Raw genomic sequence first — 22991 nt, 5'->3', positions numbered from 1 at the left:
GCATGCAGGAATGGGATCCGGAGCACTTCACCAGTTTTGAACACCTCTGTGAAGTGACGCTGGCGGCGGTCAGAGAAAAGACCGAAGCCGAGCAGATCTACCTGTGGCTGCGGGCACCCACGCCCCAGCTCTACTGCTACCGGCCCGAGCTGGGGCTGCTCTGCCTGAATGCCGACTCGCCCGTCTCCCTCGATCTCCCAATCCTCTTCATCGAACGTTCCCTCGATCTCGGTCAACTGCTGGTGGAGCAGATAGCTCCCACCAAGGCGGTCTGGGACAGCGTCGAGCCGGAAGCTCCCCGTCTGCGTGCCTGCTTCCCGCTCAAGCGTCACCAGGGGCTGGAGGCCGTGCTCTACCTGGAGACCCGGCGCCGTCTCGATCGCCTGCCGCGGCGCCAGCAGCAGAGCATCCAGCTGCTGATGCACTACCTCGCCGCCGAGCTGGAGAGCAGGCGGCTGGCCAGCCAGGTCGATCTGGAGCGGGATCAACGGCGGCATACCCAGGCCGATCTCGTCCGCAGCCAGGCCCTGCAGGACTCCTTCCTCAGCATGCTGCAGGCGCTGCACCAGGTAGGGGTCAAGCTCTCCAGCTGTGACAGCGAGGAGCGGCTGCTGCACGATGCGGTGGCGTTGGCACGGCAGGAACTGCAGTTCGATCGTATCGCCATCTTCTTGATCGACAAGGAGTTCAAGACCATGCACGGCACCTGGGGCACCAACGAGGCGGGTGAGCTCATCGATGAGCATCACTTTGTCAGCCCCATTCCGGAGCATCCCACCGTGCAGGAGGCGCTGCGCCGCAAAGACTATGTGCTGGTGTTGGAGGATGCCCCGCTCTATTACGAGAAGCAGGTGGTGGGGCGCGGCTGGAATGCCATGGTGTCGTTGTGGGACGGCACCACCCCGATCGGCTGGATCGCCGCCGACAACCTGCTCTGGCGCCGCCCGCTCAAGACCTACCAGAGCGAGATCTTCAAGCAGTATGCCGCCGTGCTCTCCCAACTGCTGATCCGCCAGCGCACCCAGGCCAAGCTGGAGCATTTCAACCGGGAGCTGGAGCTCAGGGTGTTGGAACGGACCCGGCAACTGGCCGATACCAACCGGGAGCTGGAGGAGGCGAACCGGCGGCTCTCCCTGCTGTCGCTGGAAGATCCCCTGACCGGGATCGCCAACCGCCGGCAGTGGGACATCACCATGGAGCGGGAGTGGGAGCGGGCTCGCCGCCATCAGGGGGTATTGGCGGTGCTGATGATCGACGTGGATGAGTTCAAGTCCTACAACGATCACTTCGGCCACGGCAAGGGGGATAGATGCCTGCAACAGGTGGCGGCCCTGCTGCAGGAGACGGAGCGGCGCCGAACCAACCTGGTGGCCCGCTATGGTGGCGAGGAGTTCGTCATCCTGCTGTGCGCCCCGCAGGCGGGGGAGGCGGAGCTGCTGGCGGAGCAGATCCACCAGGGGCTCGAGCGGTTGCAGATCGCGCATCCGGCCTCCCGAGTGGCGGCGACGCTCACGGTCAGCATCGGCTTCAGCTATCTGATCCCCTCATCGGACAAGGGCTGGCAGACGCTGACCGAGCAGGCGGATCGGGCGCTCTATGATGCCAAGTCACAGGGACGGGCCTGCACCCTGGCCTATCGCTGAGCCCTCAGGCTTACCTTCTTTATCGCAGCCCTCAGCCCGCTCACGGCGAGCGGTTGGGTCCGCCACCAGCCAGAAATGTGGGAGCAAGCGTTTCCCGCCATCTGGCTCATGGCGATGAGGTGCGGCTCTGGCTAGAATGGGGGCCCATTTTCACAAGACAGATCCTGCACCATGACCCTATCCGGATTTCAAGGCCTGGTTTTCGACCTCGACGGCACCCTGGTGGACTCCATGCCGTTGCACCTGGCCGCCTGGGAGCACTGCGCCCGCGAGTTTGGCTTCCAGTTCGATGCCGACTGGTTCTATGAGCTGGGTGGCATGCCCAGCCGCAAGATCGCGCTGCTGGTGGCCGAGGTGCAGCAAATAGCGCTGGATCCGCTGATCGTGACCCGCTGCAAGACGGAGCATTACGTGGCCAATCTGCACAAGGCGACCCCCTTCCCGGCCATGCTGGAGCTGGTCAAGCGCTATCACGGCCTGATCCCCATGGGGATAGGCACGGGGTCTCCCCGCACCAACGCCGAGGCCGTGCTGCGCAACACCGGACTGGATCGCTACTTCCCCGTGGTGGTCACCGCCGATGACGTGGATCTGCATAAACCTCATCCGGACACCTTCCTGCTGGTGGCACGGCGACTCGGGGTCGAGCCTGGCAGCTGTCTGGTGTTCGAGGATACGGGCATAGGTGCCCAGGCCGGTGAGGCCGCAGGGATGCAGGTTTGCATGATCAGGGAAGGAGAACCGGTCGGCTTGAGCTACTGAGTGGATGGGGCTATTGCCCGGTCAAGGCATGGAAAAAGTCCACTCTCATACGGGACAGGCGATAAACATGAGAGTGGACATGCGCTTCGTCACTGGCTGACGTAGCGAGGGGGCTGGCTCAGGATGGCAAGGGAGTAAGCATCACTGCTCGCTGCTGCCGCCCTGATTGTCGTCATAGCGACTCGGGGCGCCATGGGGGCGCGGCGCCATGGAGACGCGTGGCTTGCGAGCCCGCTGGATGCTGACCGCCGGGCGACCGGAGTGCATGGCGATGGTGGAGATCTTGGCCTTGTAGACCAGCTGCTGGTTGCCATGGGCATCGGTCAGCAGCACGCTGTACTGATCGAAGCCGCTGATGGTCCCTTCCAGCTTGATGCCGCTCACCAGGAAGATGGCGACCTGACTGCGGTTCTTGCGCAACCAGTTAAGGGCAGAATCTTGCCCGTTCCCAAGGGAGAAGGCTTGCTCAATCGTAGAGTAGCTTGGGGATTCAGTTGTCATAAATTATTGTCCCGCGGAAAAAAAGTGGCGTTTGATTGTGCTAAATGGCCACTGGCTTGTCAAAGTCATTCTCTACCCCGCCACGAAAGCGCCGGTGAACAGGGCTGGATGTGCGGGTACTTTAGCAAAACGGCAGATAAATATGCCCCTTTGAGCCCTTGATGCCGGGCCGAACTGGTTCAAACGCCACCTTTGCCCCGTAGCGCAGTATTGGCATGTATCTCGCGGCGCTTAAGGTTCTGTACATGAACAGGGCTGGTGGTTAATGGCGGTGGCTGCAATAATTGGCGCCTCTGGCCGTTTGCGGCCTCATGCTGGGGTCCTATCTTGCATCCGGTTTCACACCAACACCCAATCACCTATACCCACGACGCGACGGCCTGCGAAGAGTGCGACTTGCTGGTGCCGGCGACCACGCTGGCGGTGGGGGAGGCGAGCAGTTGCCCGCGCTGCGGTCATACCCTGAGCCAGCATCTGCCACAGCAGGAGCGCAGGCCGCTGGCCTATGGCTTCGCTGCCCTCATCATGTTCGGGCTCTCCAACGCCTTCACCTTCATGTCGTTCTCATCCCACGGGGTGGGGCAGGAGATGACCTTCCTGCAGTGCATCACCACCCTGGTGGCGCAGGGCTACCTGTTTCTGGGGGCCGTGCTGAGCCTGACCCTGATCGGCCTGCCACTGGTCTATGTCGGCTCCATCATGCTGGTGCTGTGGCGCCTAGATAAAGAGATGCACAGCAATGCCCTGCGCTCCCTCGGCCGCCTGCTGTGCCGGATCAAGCCCTGGTTGATGGTGGATGTCTTCCTGATCGGGGTGCTCATCTCCCTGGTCAAGCTGATGGGCATGGCGGATATCAAGATGGGGCTGTCGTTCTGGGCCTTCGTTGGCTACACCCTGCTGCTCATCAAGATGATCTCGTCGCTGGATCGGATGTGGCTGTGGCAGCGGTTGTTTGGCCCGACCGAGGCGCGGGAGCTGGATCCCGAGGCCGGTGCCATGGAGTCCGGGCTGGTGGGCTGCCACATCTGCGGCGCCCTGAGCGACGCCGATGCCGACACCTGCTCCCGTTGTGGCGACCGTCTGCATCAGCGCAAGCCCGGTGGCCTCAACCGCACCTGGGCGCTGCTCATCACCTCGGTGATCCTCTATGTCCCCGCCAACCTCTATCCCATCATGGACACCGTCTTCCTGGGGGACGACAGCCCCTCGACCATTTTGGGCGGGGTGGTTTTGCTGTGGGGCATGGGCTCCTATCCCATAGCCGCCATCATCTTCATCGCCAGCGTGGTGGTGCCGCTGGTGAAGATCCTGGCGCTGCTGTGGCTCTGTTACATGGTGCAGCGCGGTCAGGGTGACTCGCCGCTGCGCAAGCTGAAGCTCTATCGCATGACCGAATTTGTGGGGCGCTGGTCGATGATCGACGTCTTCGTGGTGGCCATATTGGCAGGCCTCATCCGGCTCGATAATCTGATGACCATTTATCCGGGCCCCGCGGCCGTCGCCTTTGCCGGGGTAGTGTTGATCACCATGGTGGCCGCCATGAGTTTCGATTCCCGCCTGATCTGGGATTTACAACAAGGAGAACGCGAACGTGAGTGAGCGTAAGAAAAGGTGGAAACCCGGCTCGGACTTCCTGAGCTCGGCCGCCGCTATCTGGATGGTGCCCATGCTGGCCCTGTTCATCGGAGCCTGGATGCTGTTCCAGCATTGGTATTCGCAGGGCCCCAGCTTCACCCTGACCGTGGCCACCGCCGAGGGCATAGTGGCGGGCAAGACGGTGATCCGTTCCCGTGAGGTGGAAGTTGGCCGCATCGAGGCGGTAGAGCTCAGCAAGGATTACAGCCACGCCGTGCTGAAGGCCCGTCTGACTAACGGCGCGGCCGGCATGCTCAAGAAGGACAGCCAGTTCTGGGTGGTCAAGCCCAGGGTCGGGCGGGAAGGGGTCTCCGGCCTCGGCACCCTGCTCTCCGGCGCCTACATCGAGCTCTCCCCCGGCAAGAAGGGCAGGGCGCGCGGTGAATATGCCATGCTGGACATACCGCCGCTGGCCTCGCTGGATGCCAAGGGGCTGCGGCTCTCCCTCACCAGCCGTGATGCACGGGCACTGGGGGTGGGCTCGCCCATCAGCTACCAGGGCTTCACCATAGGCCAGGTAGAGGAGGCCAAGTTCCTGCCCGAGAAGAGCGAGATGAAGTACCAGCTCTTCATCAATGCCCCCTACGACATCCTGGTGAGCAGCAACTCCCGCTTCTGGCTGACGCCGGGCTTCGAGGTCTCCATGAGCAGCGAGGGGATGAAGGTCAAGATGGACTCGCTGGAGAGCCTGCTCGATGGCGGCATCACCATGGGGCTGCCCCCAGGCTGGACGCCCGGCGAACCGGTCAAGCAGCAGGATGAGTTCGTCCTGTTCCAGGATGAAGCGAGCGTGCTGGCGGGTAGCCTGGATCAGTTCATCGACTACGTCTTCCTGTTCGAGGGTGACGTGGGTGGCCTGCACCCCGGTGCGGCGGTGCAGTATCGCGGCATCCGGGTCGGCACCGTCATCTCGGCCCCCTATCTCATCGACGACAAGGGCGTGCAGATCTTCCAGAATCGCCAGATTCCCGTGTTGGCGCGGATCGAGGTGCAGCGGCTCTCCCATCGCTATGCCAATGCGGAGAAGGAGCAGTGGCGTGCCCTGTTCAGCAAGCAGTTCAAGGAGGGGCTGAGGGCGACCCTCAAGACCTCCAGTCTGCTGACCGGTGGCAAGGTGGTGGATCTCAACTTCTACCCGGATGCCCCCCCCTATCAGCCGATAAAGCTGGCGGGCTATCAGGTGTTCCCGACCGAGCAGGCCGGGCTGGATCAGATCGAACGCAAGGTGAACCTCATCCTCGACAAGTTCGTCGATATGGACATGAGCACCACCCTGACCCAGGTCAACAGCACCCTGGTGACCCTGGACAAGACGCTCAAGCACATCAAGGCCGTGAGCGCCAATCTGGAGCAGTTCACCGGCCAGAGTGCGACCCAGCAGTTGCCTGTCTCTCTCAACCAGAGCCTCAAGCAGTTGCAGGAGACCCTGCAGGCCTATGACGCCGGCTCCCAGACCAATCAGGAGCTGCGCCAATCGGTGCAGTCACTCAATCAGCTGATGGGTGAGTTGCAACCCCTGGTGCATTCATTGAATGAGCAGCCTAGTTCGCTGATCTTCGATCGCGCCCATCCCCAGGATCCTGAGCCCAAGCGAGGAAAATGATGAAGAAACGGATGATGAGCCTGGCCTTGCTGGGCCTGTTGGCGGGTTGCGGTTCGGCCCCCACCAGCCTGCATTACTACTCGCTCGACACGGATAATCAGCCGGCCCCGACCGTGGCGGCACAGCCGCAGCATCAGCTGGTGCTGCGTCCCGTGGCCCTGTCGGGGCAGCTGGACAAGGCCAGCCTGGTCTATCAGCTGGCCGGCAACGAGCTGCATTTCGCCGAATACCATCGCTGGGCGGGCTCCCTCGACGGTCAGCTGAACCAGCTGACCCTGAACGGCCTCTCCAGCCGGTTGCCGGGTTGGGTGATACGGCAGGATGGGGCCCGCAAGGGACCCGTCCTGACCATCTCGGTCGAGCGCTTCCAGGGGCGGCACGACGGTCGTGCCGTGTTGAGCGGTCGCTGGCGGCTGCTGACGGAAGAGGGCACTGTGTTGCGGGACATGCCCTTCCAGCAGGTGCGGATTCTGCCTGATGATGGCTACGGGCCGCTGGTCGACGAACTGGGACAGGGCTGGCAACAGCTGCTCGATCAGATCGCGGCGGATCTGCGCAAGCGCGCCTGATCGCCGGATGATGGAATGAAAAACGGGAGGCCTGGGCCTCCCGTTTTGTTATCTGTTGCGGATGGGGCGAGGTTATTGCTGAACCTCGGAGACCCCCTGCACCTTGACCTCAACCCGGCGATCCGGGGCCAGGCAGACGATCAGCTCGTTCTTGGTACCGCTGCTGCAGCTGTCGCCGGTGACCGGTGAGCTCTCGCCATGACCTTCCACGTTGACCTTGCCGGCGGGCAGTCCCTTGCCAACCAGATAGTCGGCGACGGTCTGTGCGCGCTGCTCGGACAGCTTCTGGTTATAGGCGTCCGAGCCGAGGCGGTCGGTGTAGCCGATGACGGTGGCCGAGCCATCCTTGGGTCTGGCCGCTTCGATATCGTTGTAGAGGGTATCCAGCGCCTGACCGGCTTCCGGCTTGAGGGTCGCCTTGTTGAAGTCAAACAGCACATCCGAGCTCAGGGTGAACTGCTTGTCGACCACTACGGGTTCCGGCGCCGGCGCCGGGGCGGCGACCGGTATCGCTTCCGCTACCTGACCGAAGCGGTAGACGGCGGCCAGCGAGAGCAGGCCGTTGTCCATGCGCAGGCCGGTGTCGTCACGGCTGCCATAAGGAGAGCTGTACTGGTACTCGAGGCGGGCAGCCCAATCCAGGTTGAAGGCGTATTCGGCACCGAGTGCACCGACGAAGGTGAAGTCGTTGTCACTGTCCAGGTTGTCGCTGCTGGTCCAACCATAGCCGCCACCGATGCGGCCATAGAGATCCAGGTTCTCAGCCACCGGGAAGCCGAGCTTCAGGGTCAACTGGGCCAGTTGCGCCTCAACGGAGTCGTTGAAGACGGCGGAATTTCTGGTGCCGTTGTACTTGAGCTTGCCGAGGTAGTCGTAACCCAGTTCAATCCCCAGATTCTGGTTGATCTGGTAACCCCCGAAGACACCGGCGCCCACTTCATCGTCGTCCTTGTCTTCCGTGGAGATGCTGTTGCTCTCGTCGACGCCGTAGAAGTTGGACCAACCCAGTTTGGCACCGCCATACCAGGTATCGTCTTGTCCGGCTGCCTGAGCGTTGGCCGCAAGCAGGCCTGAAACCAGCAAGGTAATCAGTGTTTTGTTCATATGAAGCCTCTGCAATTTGTCTGTGGGAGAGATCGAACCTGTGTCGCCTCACCTCATGGGTTGGGCCTCTGTCGGGCCGCAACATGTTTAAACGTAGTTCGTTTTTTTAAAACCACAAGCAACTGATATAAAACATATTGTGATAACTATGTGCAGCATAGTGGAGCTAGAGGGGATGGGGTGAGCCTGATTCAAATTCGAAGAGGGTGTCATATGAATTGAGTTTTGCCAGCCCGACGGTGGCAGAATGAAGGCCGACGGCGCGCCGGCCTTTTGCCTCATCACTGGGCGATGAATTCGTACTCCTGCTCGATGAAGGCGGCCGCCCGCTCGCTCAGGGCGGCGTGCACGACCGTGGTCGGGTGTACCTGATCCCAGAACATCTTGCCCTCACAGTTGAGCTCGCTGGCGCTGCGACTGGCCATCGGGTTGGCGACGGCCTGGGCCAGCAATGGGTTGCCGGCGATGGCGAGACGCTCCTGCGGATTGAAGACGGAGAGCTGACTGTCGGTGCCGGCGCTGCGGGAGGAGAACGGCTTCCACACATAACTCCCACCGTAGCAGGCATGTTCGGTGTCGCTCAGGCCGAAGTTTTGCGGCTCGCTCAGCATCTCGGCGAACTGCTTGTCGATCTCGAACAGCTTCACCAGGCCGGTGGGGGCCAGCTGGCGCGCCAAGTTAAGCAGCAGCTGATTGTGGTAGGCAGAGACATGGCTGGCGGCATCCACCACCTGCTGGCTGCGGGCCGAGGGGTTCTGGCCCAGATCAGGCAGGTTGAACAGCAGGATCTGTTTTGCCCCGTTCAGCACCAGGCGGTTGGCCGAGTCGCTGATGACGTCGCGCACCCGCTTGGCGTCCTGCTCCGTGTTCCAGCCATAGGCCAGATAGTCGTTGGCTCCGACCCAGAGGATCACCAGATCGTCCGGCTTGAAGCTGTCCTTCTCCAGGAACTGGGTGATCTCGTAGTCCAGGTTATTGATGACCTGATACTTGGGATTCCAGGAGATCTTGTTGTAGGCCACCGCGGTGGCGCCGCCCTCCGCCTCGTTGGCGATCTTCAGTCCCGGGAACTGCTGGGGCAGCTGCTCCAGCCAGACAGGCCCGTTGGAGAAGCGGCCCTGGTAGTAGGGCGGGCTGGAGGGGAGATAACCGCGCATCTTGTCGTACATCTTGCCGGTATCGGACAGGCTGTCGCCGAACATCACTATGCGGGAGAAGGCGGGGCGGCTCTCGGCGGCCTGCGCCGTCAGCGCGAATAATCCCAATAAACAGACAAACCATTTCTTCATGTCGTTGTTCTCGTTGCGTCTAAGCAGGGGTGCCTGCAGGCTGTTCCTCGATGGGACAACGCGGGCTGGGGACCCGTTTTGCCAGGTCATACGGTATCCAGCCGAATAAAATTCTGCAGCAAGCCATGCCCATTAAATCGATTACGGTCACACTCGACTCCCCCAGATGGGGGACGCTTCACGTTTGTTTCACGCAATCCGAGGCAAGATGCCCTCATACCCCAATGACAGGAGCATGAAAATGAACAAAGCAAGCGTAATAGGTCTGTTGGCCCTGATGTCCGTCTCCTCTTACACCATGGCGGCCTACACAGGTCCGCAGGAGCAGAACAAGGTATCCGTCGCGCAGTTGAAAGACGTGGCGGATGACCAGTGGGTCACCCTGGAAGGCAAGCTGGTCAAGCATCTTGGCGGCGAGAATTACCTGTTCAAGGACAGCAGTGGCGAGGTGGAAGTGGAGGTGGATCAGAAGGTGTGGCGGGGCACCGAAGTGGGCCCGGACGATCTGATCAGTATCCGTGGCGAGGTTGACCACAGCTGGAACAAGACCGAGGTGGAGGTCGAGAGCCTGGAGAAGGTGGGCGCGGCGGCGCAGAGCCAGGGTGGCTTCATCGCCAAATAAGGCCAATCCCGACACCCGCTGGCCAGACGTGAAGAGGGCGCTTGATATCAAGCGCCCTCTTTCATGCTGTCAGCCTAACCCGCCCGGCTGGCGACGGTGCGCTTGAATCCCTTCTCGGCCTGATTGACCTTGTAGAGGTAGCGGCGCGCCTCCGCCTTGGGGTGTTGCTCGGTCAGCACCTGATAGACCGCCTCGGGGGAGAGCCGATTGATCATGCCAGGGGCGGCCTTGCGGTTGCTGGAGAAGGTGTTGAGCACCCCGCCGGCGCCGCCGTTGTAGGCGGAGATCACCGCATAGCGACGGGATTGCGGATCCTGGATGTCCGCAAGGTAGACGGTCTGCAGCAGGTGCAGATAGGCGGTGCCGACGTCTATGTTGTAGGCCGGGTTGAACAGATCCTCCCGGGTCGGCTGGCCGTTCTTGCCCTTGACCCGCACATAGACATCCCGTCCGGCGGTGGCCGGGATCACCTGCATCAGGCCATAGGCGTTGGCATGGCTGACCGCATAGGGGTTGAAGCTGCTCTCGGTCTTGATCACCGCATAGATCAGGCTCTCGGCGACGCCGTACTTGCGGGAGGCATCGCGGATGATGCCGGCGTACTTGTAGCCGCGCCTGTCCTCATGGTTCGCCACCATGGGAATGTCGACGAAGAAGATGGTGCGGATCCCGAGGGTGCGCTTCTTCATCGCCGTGCTGAGCAGATAGTCGGCATAGCGCTCGGCGCGCCAGTCGGAGCGGATCGGCTGGCCCTGGTTGTCCAGCACCTGGCCGTAGAGGAAGGGCTCGCCACCGGGCAGGATCTCCCGGTCGGAGTAAAGATCCACTTCCGCCGGATCGTCCGGGGTCAGCAGCGTCTCAATGATGGCACGGCGCAGGTGGGCGCTGGGCTCGACCCCGGAGACGGTCTCCACCATGATGTGGCCGCTGGCGAAGTCAATGTGGGCCCGGCTCTTGTACTGATCCGTGTATTTGACGTAGTCAAACTTGCCCGCGAACAGCGCCTCGCGCCCCCATATCTCGTTCACGTTATGGGAGAGTGCACTGATCATGTGTTCGAAACCGCGAATGTCCTTGCCGTTGACCAGCTCCTCGTCTTCACCGCTGGGTTTGGGGGAAGAGGAGCAGGCAGAGAGAAACAGCAGAGCGCACAGCAGCCAAAAAATTCGACCCATAAGATCCTCAAACTGGGCGGCGGGGCCGTCCGTCATTCATTGGCTGTGAGCCAGGGGAGGGATGGCCGCGGATGACCAAGCTCTTCTTTGCTCACAGCTACAACTTTATTGGCTGGGAGGGGTGTAACCGTCGATGGCCACTTCACCCGCTTCAAACAGGTAGTTCACCATCTCTTTTTCCAGCAGCTGACGATGCTCGAGGTTCATCATGTTCAGCTTCTTCTCGTTGATCAGCATCACCTGCTTCTTCTGCCATTCGGCCCAGGCTTCCTTGCTGATGTTGTCAAAGATCCGCTTGCCGAGTTCACCGGGATAGAGCTGGAAATCCAGGCCGGGCCCCTCTTTCTTCAGACGCTGACAAAATACGGTACGGCTCATGTTGACCTCTGTGGTTGTAAGTCCGGGTAGGCGAGCAGGCGGGCCGTGGCGGCCGCCAACCCCACCTCGGCAGGATGGCGTAAGTTATACCAGAGTCGAGAATCCGCTTCCATGAGCAGCGGGGGCGGGGGGGCAGCCATTTCGATCAGCAAGGGCCGGATATCGAGGTGGAAGTGACTGAAAGTGTGACGAAAGCCAGACAGTTCCCGATAGTCGTGCCCGCTCATCCCCAGCGCCTGCAAGCGTCCTTCGATCTCGGCCTCTGACTCCACCTGCGGGAAGCAGTAGAGCCCGCCCCAGATCCCCTGGGGGGGGCGCTTCTCCAGCAACAACTGATCGCCGTGGCGAATGAGCAGCATGATGCCGGCGCGGGCCGGGATGCTCTTCTTCGGCTTGCTGTTGGGGTAGGCGGTGGGATTGCCCTGCGACAGCCCCTGGCAATCGACCTGCACCGGGCAGCGCACACAGGCGGGCTTGCTGCGGGTGCAGACGGTGGCGCCCATGTCCATCATCGCCTGGTTGTAGTGGGCCACCCCGAGCCGCGGGGTGAGGCGGGTCGCCAGCTCCCACAGATCGTTTTCCACCTGCTTCTGGCCGGGCCAGCCCGGCAGCGCCAGCCAGCGGGTGAGTACCCGCTTCACGTTGCCGTCCAGGATGGCGTGGGGTTGGCCGAGCGAGAGCGAGAGCACGGCACCGGCGGTGGAGCGACCTATGCCGGGCAGGGCCATCACCTCCTCCAGTTGCTCCGGGAACAGGCCGCCGTGCAGATCGCGGATCTGCTGGGCCGCCTTGTGCAGGTTGCGGGCGCGGGCGTAGTAGCCGAGCCCGGTCCAGTGGTGCAGCACCTCGTCGATGGGGGCATCGGCCAGTGCCAGCACGTCGGGGAAGCGCGCCATGAAGCGCTGGTAATAGGGAATGACGGTGGCGACCTGGGTCTGTTGCAGCATGATCTCGGAGATCCAGACCCGATAGGGGGTCTTGTCCTGCTGCCAGGGCAGGGTCTTGCGGCCGTGGGTCTGGTACCAATCCAGGATCCGGGTGGCGAAGGTGGTGTCGCTTGGGTTGCTCACATTGTTCTCATGTTATTGATTAAAAAGGGGAGCTCTCGGGCTCCCTCTTGAATAAGCGACCGGCCAGGGTGGCTGGCCGGTTGGATGGACTCGGCTAACCGCGCCAGTCTTGCAGCGCCTTGAGGCTGGCATGCTGCCCGCCAACCTGCAGGATGATGTAATCCTGGGCGATGGCGACCAGCAGCACGCCGGGGGCGACCTCGCTGCCCTCGCGCAGTTCCCGCCCGTTGAGCACCACGGCCCGTTTGGCCGGGTCGGAGGAGAAGTTGTGGGCGCCATAGGTCAGGGGGGGTACCTGCTGTTTCAGGGCCGGGTCCAGGGCGCTGAGCGGCATGGCCTGGCTCTGGGCTTGGGCCTGTGGCGCCGCCGGCTCTTCCTGCAACGGGGTATTGTTGAGGGCCAGCATGATGCGCTCGGCCAGGCTCTGGGTGCCATTGTTGGCGGTCGCCGTCGCGGGGGCCGCGGCGGCAGGCTTGGGCTGCACCACGGGCACTGGCAGCGGCGGGGGCAACGGACGGGTGATCATCGGCTTGGGCTCGACCCGCACGAAGGGCGGCGTCACCACCTCCTTCACCTCGATCTGTTGCTCGAGGGGCTTGAGGTGGTAGAGGTGCCAGCCGTAGTTGGCGCCGGCCCCCATGATCAGGGCCAGCGGGGCCAGCAGCCACCAGATCCAGCGGCGGTTCGGCTCCTCCTCCTGGCTCACGGGCAGGCCCATGAGCGGCATGTGGGGCGTGAACTGGGGCTGATCCGCCCGGCGCAGGGCTTTGAGCAGGGTAGACATCAGGAAGCCTCCTCCGGCAGGGTGATCATGGCCTCATCGACCACGGTATCCAGATCGACCGGTGCGCTGGCGCGCAGGGACTGATCCTCCAGTCTGGGCATGGGCTCACCGGCCATCACGTTCAGGCGCAGCAGGGTGTTGCTGCCGGCGATGCCATCCGGGGTCAGCCCCTGCTCGCGCTGGAACTGTTGTAGCTTGTTCTTGAGCTCGGCATCGAAGCGGCTCACCTTGCGATCCGGTTGCTGCATGGCGCGGTTGAGCGCGCTGTCCAGCCACTGCACCTGGGCCGCGTTGGCATTGCTGCCGATCAGGGTCACGCCGCCCTTGGGCATGCGCCACAGCAGGGTGTAGCTGCCCCCCCAGGCATCGGACAGCCACTGCCGGTCCACCAGCCAGCTCTGATTGCCGATGAGCAGGCTGGCCTTGTCAGCCCCCAGGCCGACCAGGGTGGCGTAATAGAGACCGCCCGTCTCGTCGGTCAGGCTGATGAGGGCCGGGTACTGCAACGCCTGCAGCTCCGCCAGCGAGGCAGTGCCCTCCTGGCAGCGCAGACCGGCACGGGGGGCGTCGTCGCAGGTCGCCTCCTCCAGCTCGGCCTGGTAGCCCCACACCTTGTAGAGATTCTGCATGGCGGTGTCCGGCTCCAGCGCCTGATTGATGGCGCGGGTCAGCTGCTCCTGCTGCTCCGGGGTGTCGTCCACCTTGACCGGCACCTCCACCTTGACCACAGGTCTGGCGGGGAAGACGCCGAACAGCTGCCAGCCCCACCAGCCGGCGGCGACCAGCAGGGCGCCCGCCAGCGCGACCGTGAGGCCGGATTGCCAGCTGCCCTCATCGCGAATGCCGCTCACCTCATAGGCCGCCAGGCTGATGTCGCCATGCACTATCTTGTGGCTGACTCGGGCGAAGGCGGCGATCAGGGCGCGATCGCAGATGAGGTTGATGAGGCGCGGGATGCCGCCGGAGAGGCGATGCAGGGTCTGGATCGCCTTGGGGGTAAAGATGGGCTGGACGCAACCGGCCACCTGCAGCCGGAAGCGCACATAGGCGTCCACGTCCTGGCTGGAGAGCGGCAGCAGGTGATAGCGGGCGGTGATGCGCTGGGCTAGCTGGCGCAGCAGGGGCTGGCGCAGGATCTGCTGCAGCTCGGGCTGGCCGATGAGCACCACCTGCAGCAGCTTCTTCTCGTCGGTTTCCAGGTTGGTGAGCAGCCGCAACTGCTCCAGCACGCCGGGCAGCAGGTGCTGGGCTTCATCCACCAGCACCACGCTGCGCTTGCCCGCCGCCAGATTGGCCAGCAGGTGATCGCGAATGAGATCGAACAACAGCTTGAGGCTGGCATCCTGGGCATAGGGCAACTGGAACTCGTCGCAGATGGCCGCCAGCAGATCCCGCTCGGTCAGGGATGGATTGAGGATGTAGGCGATCTCGGTCTCGGCGGGCAACTGCTGCAACAGACAGCGGGAGACGGTGGTTTTGCCAGTCCCCACCTCGCCGGTGAGCAGCACGAAGCCACCCCCATCCTGCAACCCGTAGTTGAGGTGGGCGAGGGCCTCTGCATGGCGTTCGCTCATGTAGAGATATTTGGGGTTGGGCGAGATGGAGAACGGGGGCTCCGACAGACCGAAGAACTGTGTGTACATAAGGATCCATTCCATTGTTATGGCGGCAGGTTAAAGCCTCCCCACAGGGATGTCAAAGACCCGGATACCATAAGGGTGTCATCAGACCCGGCGACCCAAAGCGCCCCGTGGATCGGGGCCGGGTTAGCGAGGGAAAGAGGTGAACCGCATGCAGGGGGCCGTCGTGTACGGCGCGCAAAAGCGGTATCATCGAGACAGGTTAATCGAGGGAGATTGCGCGTGCAGACTTATCTGGTTGGGGGGGCGGTTCGGGATCGCCTGCTGGGCTTGCCGCAGGGCGACAGGGATCACCTGGTGGTGGGGGCCACTGTGGCGCAGATGCTGGCGCTGGGGTTCACCCAGGTCGGCCGCGACTTCCCGGTGTTTCTCCACCCCAAGACCCAGCAGGAGTACGCCCTGGCCCGCACCGAGCGCAAGCAGGGGCAGGGTTACACCGGCTTCGTGTGCCACGCCTCCCCCGAGGTGACGCTCGAACAAGACTTGCTGCGCCGGGATCTCACCATCAACGCCATCGCCGAAGATGAGCACGGGCAACTGCACGATCCCTACGGCGGCATGGCCGATCTGGAGGCGCGGCTGTTGCGCCATGTCTCACCGGCCTTTGCCGAGGATCCCCTGCGCATCTTGCGGGTGGCGCGCTTCGCCGCCCGCTTCCATGCCCAGGGCTTCATGGTGGCCCCCGAGACCCTGGCTCTGATGCGGGAGATGACCCAGGCCGGCGAGCTCGCCCACCTGACCCCCGAGCGGGTCTGGAAGGAGCTGGAGAGAGTGCTGCTGGGGCAGACGCCCCGGGTCTTCTTCGAGGTATTGCGCGAGTGCGGCGCCCTCAAGGCGCTGTTCCCCGAGCTGGATGCCCTGTTCGGTGTGCCGGCGCCGGCCAAGTGGCACCCGGAGATCGACACCGGTATCCACACGCTGATGGTGCTGGATCAGGCCTGTCTGCGCTCTCCGGATCTGCCGGTCCGCTTCGCCGCCCTCTGTCACGACTTTGGCAAGGGGCTGACCCCGCCCGCCTTCTGGCCCAGCCATCACGGCCACGGCCAGAAAGGGCTGCCGCTGATCCGGGATTTCTGTGAGCGATTCCGGGTGCCGAACGACTGCCGCGATCTGGCGCTGCTGGTGAGCGACCTGCACACCCATATTCACATCGCGTTCGAACTCAAGCCGGCGACCCTGCTCAAGCTGTTCGACAAGGCCGATGCCTGGCGCAGGCCCGAGCGTTTCGCCCAGCTGCTGGACACCTGCCGCGCCGACTTCCACGGTCGCACCGGGTTCGAGGAGCGGGTCTATGCCGAGCCGGACTATGTGGCGCAGGCGCTCGGCGCGGCCCAGGCGGTGCCGGTCAAGGAGATAGTGGCGGCGGGCTTCAAGGGGGAGGAGATCCGCGAGCAGCTGGCCAAACGCCGGCTCGATGCCATCAGCCGGGTGCGCGACGAGTGGACCTTTATCGAGGAGTAAGCGCCCCTGTAGGGGCGATTGGCGCAGCGTCATCGGCCGTTTGAGGCAGCGAGGGAGCGTAAAAAAAAAGCCCGGGTCAATGGCCCGGGCTTTTTGCTGCGTCCTGCCTTAAGAGAAGCAGGCCTGCAGTATGTAGAAGATGACGATGGCAAGGATGGCACCGGCGGGCAGGGTGATGACCCAGGAGACCACGATGTTGCGCAGCACGCCGAGGTTCAGGGCGGCGATGCCGCGGGCCAGACCCACCCCCATCACGGCACCCACCAGGGTCTGGGTGGTGGAGATGGGCAGACCGGTACCGGAGGCGATCACCACGGTGGCGGCGGTGGCCAGCTGGGCGGCGAAGCCACGGCTCGGGGTCAGATGAGTGATGCCGGTGCCGACGGTGGCCATCACCTTCTCGCCCATGGTGGCGAGACCGATGACGATACCTATGCCGCCGAGCGGCAGGATCCACCAGGCGATGGTGGAGTTGCCGCTGATCTGGCCGGCGCTCTGCACTGTGGAGACCACGGCGGAGAGTGGGCCTATGGCGTTGGCCACGTCGTTGGAGCCGTGGGCGAAGGCCATGGCGCAGGCGGTGATCACCATCAGGATGCCGAAGACCTTCTCCACGTTGGCGAAGTGCATCTTGTTGTCATCCTGCGGGTTGTACTGCTGACCGCGAATGTAGAACCAGCCCGCGATGGCGAGTGCCACCGAGATGGCGATGGAGAGCATGATGCCCTCGCCGTCGCTCAGGTGCAGACCGACGTGGGTCAGTCCCTTCTTGATGGTCACCAGGCAGATGACCAGCGCGGTCAGGAACATGTAGAACGGCACGTAGCGCTTGGCGTTGGCCAGCGGATCATCGGTGTTGAAGATGAGCTTCTGCACGCTGATGAACATGAAGTAGGCGATGATGCCGGAGATGGCCGGCGTGATGATCCAGGAGCCGACGATGCCGCCAAACTTGCTCCATTGCACCGCTTCCGGACCGACGCTCACCACGGCAAAGCCGACGATGGCACCTATGATGGAGTGGGTGGTGGAGACGGGCCAGCCGAAATAGGAGGCCAGGATCAACCAGAGACCCGCCGCCAGCAGGGAGGCAATCATGCCGAGCACCAGCAGATCCGGGGTATCGGTGAAGGCATTGGTATCTATGATGCCGTTACGGATCGTCGCCGTGACCTCGCCACCGGCCAGATAGGCACCGGCAAACTCGAAGATCATGGCGATGATGATCGCCTGACGGATGGTCAGGGATTTGGTGCCGACCGATGTGCCCATGGCATTGGCGACGTCGTTCGCACCTATGCCCCAGGCCATCAAAAAGCCGAACAAGGCCGCCACGAGCACCAGGGTGGTGCCGTAATTTGCGATAATGTCCATTAGTAGTGTTTACCCAGTCAGTCGATTACGAACGAGCCAGCATCAATTCCAGACGGGCGCCAACGCGCTCGGCCTGATCAGCCAGGTCACCTACCCATTCGAGGATCTTGTAGAGGAACATAACGTCGATCGGATTGTATTTCTGCTCAACGGCTTGCAGCTGTTGGCGCAGTCCGATCTGCATGGTGTCAGTATCGTCCTCGATAAGATCCAGTTGATGGATCATCTCGGCAACCATTTCAACTTCACGTCCTTTAAAGCCGGTTTCGAGCAGCTCATCGAGTTCTCCGATGGCTTTTTCGGCTTGGGCGGTCGCATCGATACAACGTTTGAGATAGGCCATGAAATCGGCACGCATCTCGGCGGGGAATTCCATTCGACGACCAAGCATGCGGCCGGAGATGTCCTTGGCACGGTTGGCAATCTTGTCCTGCTGGGTCAGCAGTTCCAGCAGATCGGTACGAGCGACCGGCAGAAACAGGCCGCGTGGCAGTTTCAGACGAATTTCGCGTTTGAGGATATCCGCTTCTTTTTCCAGCTGGGCGATCTGTTGCCGGATCTTCTCGGCATCTTCCCAGCGGTCTTCGGCAACGGCATCAAAGAAGGGAATGAGCTGCTCGCAGCACACGTGAACCTTGACGATATGCTTCTGCAGCGGCTTGATGGGGGACTTGGCAAAAAGACCCAAAATAGTATTTACTGGCATGGCCAAACCTGTGTCGGTGAAAAAACACTCGATACGATTTTATGAGGGGCGCAGGATAACCGAACTGTGCCATCAATAAAACCGTGAATTAATCCTGACGTATCGCTGGCATTATATCCTCGCGATCCGGATCATGCCCCCCAAAGTTGCCTGCCAGCCCGGAATGACTATGCAAACTGAGATCGAGATAAAGTTTTTCGTCGCCAGAGACATCCAAGAATCCCTCTCCAACCTTCTGAATTCACTTGAGATTATCTCGTCTTCCCGGGTCGAGCTCGGCAATGTCTATTTCGATACGTCCGAGCTGGATTTGCGTCGACTCGACATGGGATTGCGTATCCGCCGCAGCGATAAATTTTCTGAACAAACCATCAAATGTCGGGGCCAGGTGGTGGGCGGATTGCACGCCAGACCCGAATACAATGCCCCGGTGAGCGGCGCACTGCCGACCCTGGCCGCCTTCCCCACGGAGATCTGGCCCAGCCTCGAGCTGCGTGACGCGATCCAGGGCCTGCTGGTTGCCCAGTTCAGGACCGACTTCGTGCGCCGTTACTGGCTGATCGCCTTCGAGGGCGCCGAGATCGAACTGGCCTGGGATCGGGGGGAGATCGTCGGCTCCCTGGGGCGCAGCGAGATCGATGAGCTGGAGCTGGAGCTCAAGTCCGGCACGGCGAACGCCCTGTTCGCCCTAGCGGCGCGGCTGGCCGGGCTGGGCGGCGTCAGGCTGGGGGCACAGTCCAAGGCGCAGCGGGGCTACCGGCTGGCGGGGCTCGGCAAGCCCCTGGCTGTGCAGCCCTTGCCGGATGTCGGCGGCCTCGCCGCCGCGGCCTGCATCACCCTCGGCCTGCAACACTGGCAGCATCATGAGCAGCTCTGGCTGGAGTCTGAGGGGGTCGAGCGGCAGCAGGCACTGGCAGGGATTGTGCAGGGCGTGACCCTGCTGAGCGAGGCGGCGGCGACCCTGGCGGTGGCGCCATCCTGGCTACCGCCGCTCCTGGCCCGGCACGCCTCGCTGGCGCAAGAGGCGGACGGCGAACGGCTGTCGGCCCTGCTCCACGGCGCCGATTACGTGGGGCTGCAACTGGCCATCGCGGCCTGGCTGCATCTGGGCCATTGAGGCCATTGGCAGATAGCAAAAAACAGATAGCAAAAAGGTGAGCCTGGGCTCACCTTTTTTGTGCTCGAACGGCTGCCGGCGGTCAGTTCACCACGGCTACGTTGATGCTGCCGTTGCCCTGGGTCATGCGGACCCGGGCACCGGGTACGAAGGTCGGGCTGGCTTTTTGCACCACCACGATGGATTCGCCGTTCTCTTTCTTGATCTCGAGTTCGACCCCGTCGACCTGATTGAGCTTGTCACCGGCGGCCTTGCCTGCGGCGGCACCGGCGATGGCACCCCCGGCGGCGGCGATGTCACTGCCCCGGCCCCCGCCTATGGTGCTGCCGAGCAGGCCACCGACCACGGCGCCACCCAGGGTGCCGAGCAGGGAGTTCTCGTCTGCCTGGATCTTGACCGGGCGGGTGGAGAGGATGGTGCCGTAGCTGACGGTCTGCACCTGTTTGGCGCGATCCTTGGTGTAGACGTCGCCGGAGTAGACGTCGCTGTTGGCACAGCCGGTGATGGCGGTGGTCGCGGCCAGCAGGGTAACGAGAGTAATGCGTTTCAACATGATGAGCCTCCTGGGCGGGCATCTGGTTAATCTGGTTGTTGGATCTGACTTTACGCCAACCGGATTGCGCATGAAACCCGCAAAGTGTAACCAATTATGTGATTTCGGGACTGTCCCAGCCCGGCCGGGGATCAGCCCAGCCGCTTTTCCAGCAGCAGGCGATCCTCGCCCGGGCCAAAGTAGTCCCGCTCCTCGCTCAGCTGCACATAGCCGAGGCGAAAGTAGAGGCGCTGGGCCGGATTGACCGGGTCGACGGTCAGCCTGACCCGCTCGACCCGCAGCCCTGCCAGCGCCTGCTCGACCCGCAGCATCATGCGCTCGGCCAGGCCAAAGCCGCGCGCCTCCGGCAGCACGGCCAGAGAGAGCAGCCAGCCTTGCGAGCTATCCTGCCCCAGGCCGCCCAGGGCATAGCCAAGCAGCCTGCCATCCAGCTCCGCCACCAGCAGCAGCTCGGGCCACAGATCCATGGCCTGGCGGAAGAAGAAGCCGGGATAGACATCCTCCCCGAAGACGCTGACATCGAGCTGCCAGATGGCGTGCATGTCGGTGTGGCGGGCCACTCTCAAAACGGGGGGCTGGTGCATCTTGGCTCCTGGGATCCGGTGCGCGCTGCCGTTCGGCAGTCAAAAGAGCCACAGGGTAGTGAGCCCGTTCGCACGATGCAAGCGATCTGGCGGACGGCACCGAGGGATCAGGGTGGCAGTGGTCTGCCGTGGGGGCGTCTGGGGGCCTTGCGGCGGCTGTCCAGCAGATGGCGCAGGGCGAGCCAGGGGTGATGCCACAGCATGCGAGGGCCGCTCCACTTCATGATCAGCTGGATCTGCTTGCGCATGGCGGGGGCATAACAGTGGATGTCGCACTTGGCGCAGGTCGGTTTGTGGCCGTGACCATAACGGCAGCGCCGCAGGCGCTGGTGGGCGAATTCCTGCAGCTGCTGGCAGTGCCGGCAGTCGCTGTCCTGGTGGTGATGGTGGCAGTAGAGGCGGATCATGGCGCTGACCGTCAACTGCTCCCGCCTGAGCCTGGGATGCTCGGGTGCCTGGCTGGCACCTGCACTGCGACGAGTGCCTGGTTGATTGGAGTTCATGGCTGCCATTGTCCCGACCTGCTCGCAGCGGGTGTTGATACAGGTCAAAGCCATGGGCAAAAAAACAGGGCCCTCGGGCCCTGTGTCATCAGACAACCTCGATTGTCTGCGATTAGATGAGGCTGGTTGCCTGCTCCAGCCAGGCGAGATCCTCGCCGTCCAGCAGCGGGCTCAGGCGGCGGAAGACTTCCACATGGTAGTCGTTGATCCAGCGGAACTCGGCCGGGCTCAACAGGCTGCGATCGATGAGACGCGTATCGAACGGCACATAGGTCAGCCGCTCGAAGCCGAGCATCGGCAACTCACCGATCTGCTCCTGCTCGGTCACCACCACCAGGTTCTCACAGCGAATGCCGAACGCATTCTCCCGGTAGTAGCCCGGCTCGTTGGAGAGCACCATGCCCGGCTGCAACGGCACCAGGCTGCCTTTGGGGGCTATGCGCTGCGGGCCTTCGTGCACGCTCAGGAAGTGGCCGACGCCGTGACCGGTGCCGTGGTCGTAGTTGTAACCGGCCTGCCACAGCGGCATGCGGGCCAGCACATCGAGCTGGATGCCGGCGGTGCCGCGGGGGAAGCGGGCCTGATCCAGGGCGATGTGACCCTGCAGCACCCGGGTGAACATGGCCTTGTGCTCATCTGTTACCTCACCCACCTTGAGGGTGCGGGTGATGTCGGTGGTGCCGTCCAGATACTGGGCGCCGGAGTCCACCAGATAGATGCTGTCCTGACCGAAGGCGCGCGGCACGCCATTGGTGTGACGGTAATGGCACATGGCGGCGTTGGGGCCGAGCGCTGAGATGGTGTCGAAGCTCGGCTCCACATAGTGATCCTGCTCGCGGCGGAAGGCTTCCAGCCGATCGGCCAGGGTACCCTCATCCACCCCCTCGAACTCGCCGGTGGCTATCAGGCGATCCAGCCAGGCGAGGAAGCGGGTGACGGCGACGCCATCGCGCAGGTGGGCGCGCTGCATGCCAGCCAGCTCCACTTCGTTCTTGCACGCCTTGGGCAGCATGGTCGGATCCTGACCGGCCACCAGGATGGCGCCCGCCTCTTCCATGGTGAGCTGGGTCCAGGCGTTGGCGGTGTTTGGATCGGCCAGCACCTTCTGCTGATCTTCCCCGATGCGTTGCAGCACGTCACCCAGCTTGTCGATGGGATAGACGGAGACATCCTGCCCCACGTGACGGGAGAAGGCGACGCAGTCGATCTTGTCGGTGTCGACGAAGAAATCCATGCTGGTGTTGGCGTAGAGCACGGCAAAGCCGAGCACCACCGGCAGGCGCTCCACGTCGCGGCCACGCAGGTTGAGCAGCCAGTTGATGGGCTCGGCCTGGGTCAGCAGCACCGCATCCAGGCCACGCTTGCGCAGATCGCTTGCCAGCAGTTCGCGCTTGGCCTGGCTCGACTGGCCCGCCAGCTCCTCGCTGTAGAGGATGACCGGGGTCTTGGTCGGGGCAGGGCGATCGGCCCAGTGCAGATCGATGAGATTCTCCTCGACCCGGACCAGCGCGATGCCACGCTCGCTCAGTAGCGCCTTGGCATTCTGGTACCAGGCCAGGCTGTGCAGCCGGGCGTCGAAGCCGACCCGGGCGCCGGACGGCAACTGCTCTGCCAGCCATTGCACGTGGGGATCTTCGTTCAGGTGAAGAAACTCAAACAGCTCGGCCGGTGCCTGCAGGCGGGCCTGCACCGTATAACGACCGTCGATGAACAGGGCCGCCCGCTGCGCCATGATGATGGCGAGCCCGGCGGAGCCGTTGAAACCCGTGATCCAGTCCAGACGTTCGGCGTAGGCGGGGATGTACTCCCCCAGGTGCTCGTCGTCGTGGGGGACGATGAAGGCGTCCAGCTCCAACGTGGCCAGAGTGGTCCTGACCTGGGCGACGCGGGTTTCAATAATCTCGAAATGGTTCATGTC

The 22991-nt window shown here is 63.0% G+C and carries 22 protein-coding genes; 8 read left to right on the top strand and 14 right to left on the bottom strand.

From position 1 onward, the window contains the following. Positions 1 to 2: 2 nt before the first annotated feature. Positions 3 to 1643 carry a diguanylate cyclase domain-containing protein gene (locus tag KW825_RS12600; protein WP_218329414.1) on the top strand — a complete coding sequence of 547 codons (1641 nt, stop codon included), beginning with the start codon at positions 3 to 5 and terminating at the stop codon, positions 1641 to 1643. Positions 1644 to 1814: 171 nt separating this feature from the next. Then, complete coding sequence (locus KW825_RS12595) at positions 1815 to 2405, top strand: HAD family phosphatase (RefSeq protein WP_218329413.1); 591 nt, start codon at positions 1815 to 1817, stop codon at positions 2403 to 2405. A 141-nt stretch (positions 2406 to 2546) separates the two neighbouring features. On the opposite strand, the gene hfq is transcribed toward KW825_RS12595, so the two are convergent. Next, the gene (gene hfq, locus KW825_RS12590) at positions 2547 to 2906 is read right to left on the bottom strand and encodes an RNA chaperone Hfq (RefSeq protein WP_010675750.1); all 360 of its coding nucleotides are present in this window, start codon (positions 2904 to 2906) and stop codon (positions 2547 to 2549) included. A gap of 327 nt (positions 2907 to 3233) precedes the next feature. Here hfq and KW825_RS12585 point away from each other — a divergent pair, with 327 nt between their 5' ends. From KW825_RS12585 to KW825_RS12575, 3 genes are read left to right on the top strand one after another with little or no spacing between them, the layout of a single operon-like run. Further along, complete coding sequence (locus tag KW825_RS12585) at positions 3234 to 4505, top strand: paraquat-inducible protein A (protein WP_218329412.1); 1272 nt, start codon at positions 3234 to 3236, stop codon at positions 4503 to 4505. Continuing rightward, positions 4498 to 6144: an intermembrane transport protein PqiB gene (gene pqiB, locus KW825_RS12580; RefSeq protein WP_218291562.1), complete on the top strand. Its 1647-nt coding sequence runs from the start codon at positions 4498 to 4500 to the stop codon at positions 6142 to 6144. Before KW825_RS12585 ends, pqiB begins: the two co-directional genes overlap by 8 nt. Next, positions 6144 to 6713 (top strand): membrane integrity-associated transporter subunit PqiC, encoded by a 570-nt coding sequence (locus KW825_RS12575; protein WP_218329411.1) that lies wholly within the window; start codon positions 6144 to 6146, stop codon positions 6711 to 6713. Before pqiB ends, KW825_RS12575 begins: the two co-directional genes overlap by 1 nt. A gap of 72 nt (positions 6714 to 6785) precedes the next feature. Here the strand turns inward: KW825_RS12575 and ompA are convergent, their stop codons facing one another. After that, positions 6786 to 7817: a porin OmpA gene (gene ompA, locus KW825_RS12570; RefSeq protein WP_218329410.1), complete on the bottom strand. Its 1032-nt coding sequence runs from the start codon at positions 7815 to 7817 to the stop codon at positions 6786 to 6788. A 281-nt stretch (positions 7818 to 8098) separates the two neighbouring features. Then, a complete protein-coding gene (locus KW825_RS12565) occupies positions 8099 to 9106 on the bottom strand; it encodes an SGNH/GDSL hydrolase family protein (protein WP_218329409.1) in 1008 nt (335 codons plus the stop codon). A gap of 241 nt (positions 9107 to 9347) precedes the next feature. Here KW825_RS12565 and KW825_RS12560 point away from each other — a divergent pair, with 241 nt between their 5' ends. Then, the gene (locus KW825_RS12560) at positions 9348 to 9728 is read left to right on the top strand and encodes a YgiW/YdeI family stress tolerance OB fold protein (RefSeq protein WP_042653150.1); all 381 of its coding nucleotides are present in this window, start codon (positions 9348 to 9350) and stop codon (positions 9726 to 9728) included. A 74-nt stretch (positions 9729 to 9802) separates the two neighbouring features. Here KW825_RS12560 and mltC read toward each other — a convergent pair whose 3' ends face one another. The 5 genes from mltC to KW825_RS12535 all read right to left on the bottom strand — a co-directional run bounded on the left by mltC (position 9803) and on the right by KW825_RS12535 (position 14778). Next, the gene (gene mltC, locus KW825_RS12555; protein WP_218291567.1) at positions 9803 to 10903 is read right to left on the bottom strand and encodes a membrane-bound lytic murein transglycosylase MltC; all 1101 of its coding nucleotides are present in this window, start codon (positions 10901 to 10903) and stop codon (positions 9803 to 9805) included. 105 nt (positions 10904 to 11008) lie between these two features. Beyond that, a complete protein-coding gene (locus KW825_RS12550) occupies positions 11009 to 11281 on the bottom strand; it encodes an oxidative damage protection protein (protein ID WP_042653148.1) in 273 nt (90 codons plus the stop codon). After that, positions 11278 to 12351, bottom strand: a complete 1074-nt coding sequence (gene mutY, locus KW825_RS12545) for an A/G-specific adenine glycosylase (protein ID WP_218329408.1) — start codon at positions 12349 to 12351, stop codon at positions 11278 to 11280. Before mutY ends, KW825_RS12550 begins: the two co-directional genes overlap by 4 nt. Positions 12352 to 12445: 94 nt before the next feature. Next, a complete protein-coding gene (gene exeB / locus KW825_RS12540) occupies positions 12446 to 13135 on the bottom strand; it encodes a GspB family T2SS assembly factor variant ExeB (RefSeq protein ID WP_218329407.1) in 690 nt (229 codons plus the stop codon). After that, on the bottom strand, positions 13135 to 14778 hold the full coding sequence (locus tag KW825_RS12535; protein WP_218291570.1) for an ExeA family protein: 1644 nt from the start codon (positions 14776 to 14778) through the stop codon (positions 13135 to 13137). The genes exeB and KW825_RS12535 overlap by 1 nt, the downstream gene beginning before the upstream one ends. A gap of 219 nt (positions 14779 to 14997) precedes the next feature. Between KW825_RS12535 and KW825_RS12530 the strand changes: the two genes are divergently transcribed. Then, the gene (locus KW825_RS12530) at positions 14998 to 16236 is read left to right on the top strand and encodes a multifunctional CCA addition/repair protein (protein ID WP_218329406.1); all 1239 of its coding nucleotides are present in this window, start codon (positions 14998 to 15000) and stop codon (positions 16234 to 16236) included. Between the two features lie 108 nt (positions 16237 to 16344). Here the strand turns inward: KW825_RS12530 and KW825_RS12525 are convergent, their stop codons facing one another. Together KW825_RS12525 and KW825_RS12520 are read right to left on the bottom strand one after the other, a co-directional pair. Continuing rightward, the gene (locus KW825_RS12525) at positions 16345 to 17610 is read right to left on the bottom strand and encodes an inorganic phosphate transporter (protein ID WP_218329405.1); all 1266 of its coding nucleotides are present in this window, start codon (positions 17608 to 17610) and stop codon (positions 16345 to 16347) included. Between the two features lie 25 nt (positions 17611 to 17635). After that, positions 17636 to 18316 carry a TIGR00153 family protein gene (locus KW825_RS12520; protein WP_042653142.1) on the bottom strand — a complete coding sequence of 227 codons (681 nt, stop codon included), beginning with the start codon at positions 18314 to 18316 and terminating at the stop codon, positions 17636 to 17638. A 169-nt stretch (positions 18317 to 18485) separates the two neighbouring features. Between KW825_RS12520 and KW825_RS12515 the strand changes: the two genes are divergently transcribed. After that, positions 18486 to 19433 (top strand): inorganic triphosphatase, encoded by a 948-nt coding sequence (locus KW825_RS12515; RefSeq protein WP_218329404.1) that lies wholly within the window; start codon positions 18486 to 18488, stop codon positions 19431 to 19433. A gap of 82 nt (positions 19434 to 19515) precedes the next feature. On the opposite strand, the gene KW825_RS12510 is transcribed toward KW825_RS12515, so the two are convergent. From KW825_RS12510 to KW825_RS12495, 4 genes are all read right to left on the bottom strand, one after another. Next, complete coding sequence (locus KW825_RS12510) at positions 19516 to 19986, bottom strand: glycine zipper 2TM domain-containing protein (protein WP_042653140.1); 471 nt, start codon at positions 19984 to 19986, stop codon at positions 19516 to 19518. A gap of 131 nt (positions 19987 to 20117) precedes the next feature. Then, on the bottom strand, positions 20118 to 20570 hold the full coding sequence (locus tag KW825_RS12505; RefSeq protein ID WP_042653139.1) for an N-acetyltransferase: 453 nt from the start codon (positions 20568 to 20570) through the stop codon (positions 20118 to 20120). Positions 20571 to 20677: 107 nt separating this feature from the next. Continuing rightward, entirely contained in the window at positions 20678 to 21082 is a 405-nt protein-coding gene (locus tag KW825_RS12500; protein ID WP_218329403.1) for a nitrous oxide-stimulated promoter family protein, read from the bottom strand. Positions 21083 to 21185: 103 nt separating this feature from the next. Beyond that, positions 21186 to 22988, bottom strand: a complete 1803-nt coding sequence (locus KW825_RS12495) for an aminopeptidase P family protein (protein ID WP_218329402.1) — start codon at positions 22986 to 22988, stop codon at positions 21186 to 21188. Between the last annotated feature and the right edge of the window lie 3 nt (positions 22989 to 22991).

The sequence above is a fragment of the Aeromonas sp. sif2433 genome, from assembly GCF_019218705.1.
GTDB classification, from domain to species: Bacteria; Pseudomonadota; Gammaproteobacteria; order Enterobacterales; family Aeromonadaceae; genus Aeromonas; species Aeromonas encheleia.
This window is presented reverse-complemented; position numbering and strand designations above follow the sequence as displayed.

What these genes read in the sequence shown, in the direction of transcription:
- KW825_RS12550 (WP_042653148.1), bottom strand. Translation starts at nt 11,281, where the DNA reads ATGAGCCGTACCGTATTTTGTCAGCGTCTGAAGAAAGAGGGGCCCGGC.
- KW825_RS12520 (WP_042653142.1), bottom strand. Translation starts at nt 18,316, where the DNA reads ATGCCAGTAAATACTATTTTGGGTCTTTTTGCCAAGTCCCCCATCAAG.
- KW825_RS12600 (WP_218329414.1), top strand. Translation starts at nt 3, where the DNA reads ATGCAGGAATGGGATCCGGAGCACTTCACCAGTTTTGAACACCTCTGT.
- KW825_RS12500 (WP_218329403.1), bottom strand. Translation starts at nt 21,082, where the DNA reads ATGGCAGCCATGAACTCCAATCAACCAGGCACTCGTCGCAGTGCAGGT.
- KW825_RS12575 (WP_218329411.1), top strand. Translation starts at nt 6,144, where the DNA reads ATGAAGAAACGGATGATGAGCCTGGCCTTGCTGGGCCTGTTGGCGGGT.
- mltC (WP_218291567.1), bottom strand. Translation starts at nt 10,903, where the DNA reads ATGGGTCGAATTTTTTGGCTGCTGTGCGCTCTGCTGTTTCTCTCTGCC.
- KW825_RS12560 (WP_042653150.1), top strand. Translation starts at nt 9,348, where the DNA reads ATGAACAAAGCAAGCGTAATAGGTCTGTTGGCCCTGATGTCCGTCTCC.
- KW825_RS12595 (WP_218329413.1), top strand. Translation starts at nt 1,815, where the DNA reads ATGACCCTATCCGGATTTCAAGGCCTGGTTTTCGACCTCGACGGCACC.
- KW825_RS12535 (WP_218291570.1), bottom strand. Translation starts at nt 14,778, where the DNA reads ATGTACACACAGTTCTTCGGTCTGTCGGAGCCCCCGTTCTCCATCTCG.
- exeB (WP_218329407.1), bottom strand. Translation starts at nt 13,135, where the DNA reads ATGTCTACCCTGCTCAAAGCCCTGCGCCGGGCGGATCAGCCCCAGTTC.
- ompA (WP_218329410.1), bottom strand. Translation starts at nt 7,817, where the DNA reads ATGAACAAAACACTGATTACCTTGCTGGTTTCAGGCCTGCTTGCGGCC.
- KW825_RS12565 (WP_218329409.1), bottom strand. Translation starts at nt 9,106, where the DNA reads ATGAAGAAATGGTTTGTCTGTTTATTGGGATTATTCGCGCTGACGGCG.
- hfq (WP_010675750.1), bottom strand. Translation starts at nt 2,906, where the DNA reads ATGACAACTGAATCCCCAAGCTACTCTACGATTGAGCAAGCCTTCTCC.
- KW825_RS12515 (WP_218329404.1), top strand. Translation starts at nt 18,486, where the DNA reads ATGCAAACTGAGATCGAGATAAAGTTTTTCGTCGCCAGAGACATCCAA.
- KW825_RS12510 (WP_042653140.1), bottom strand. Translation starts at nt 19,986, where the DNA reads ATGTTGAAACGCATTACTCTCGTTACCCTGCTGGCCGCGACCACCGCC.
- KW825_RS12495 (WP_218329402.1), bottom strand. Translation starts at nt 22,988, where the DNA reads ATGAACCATTTCGAGATTATTGAAACCCGCGTCGCCCAGGTCAGGACC.
- KW825_RS12505 (WP_042653139.1), bottom strand. Translation starts at nt 20,570, where the DNA reads ATGCACCAGCCCCCCGTTTTGAGAGTGGCCCGCCACACCGACATGCAC.
- KW825_RS12525 (WP_218329405.1), bottom strand. Translation starts at nt 17,610, where the DNA reads ATGGACATTATCGCAAATTACGGCACCACCCTGGTGCTCGTGGCGGCC.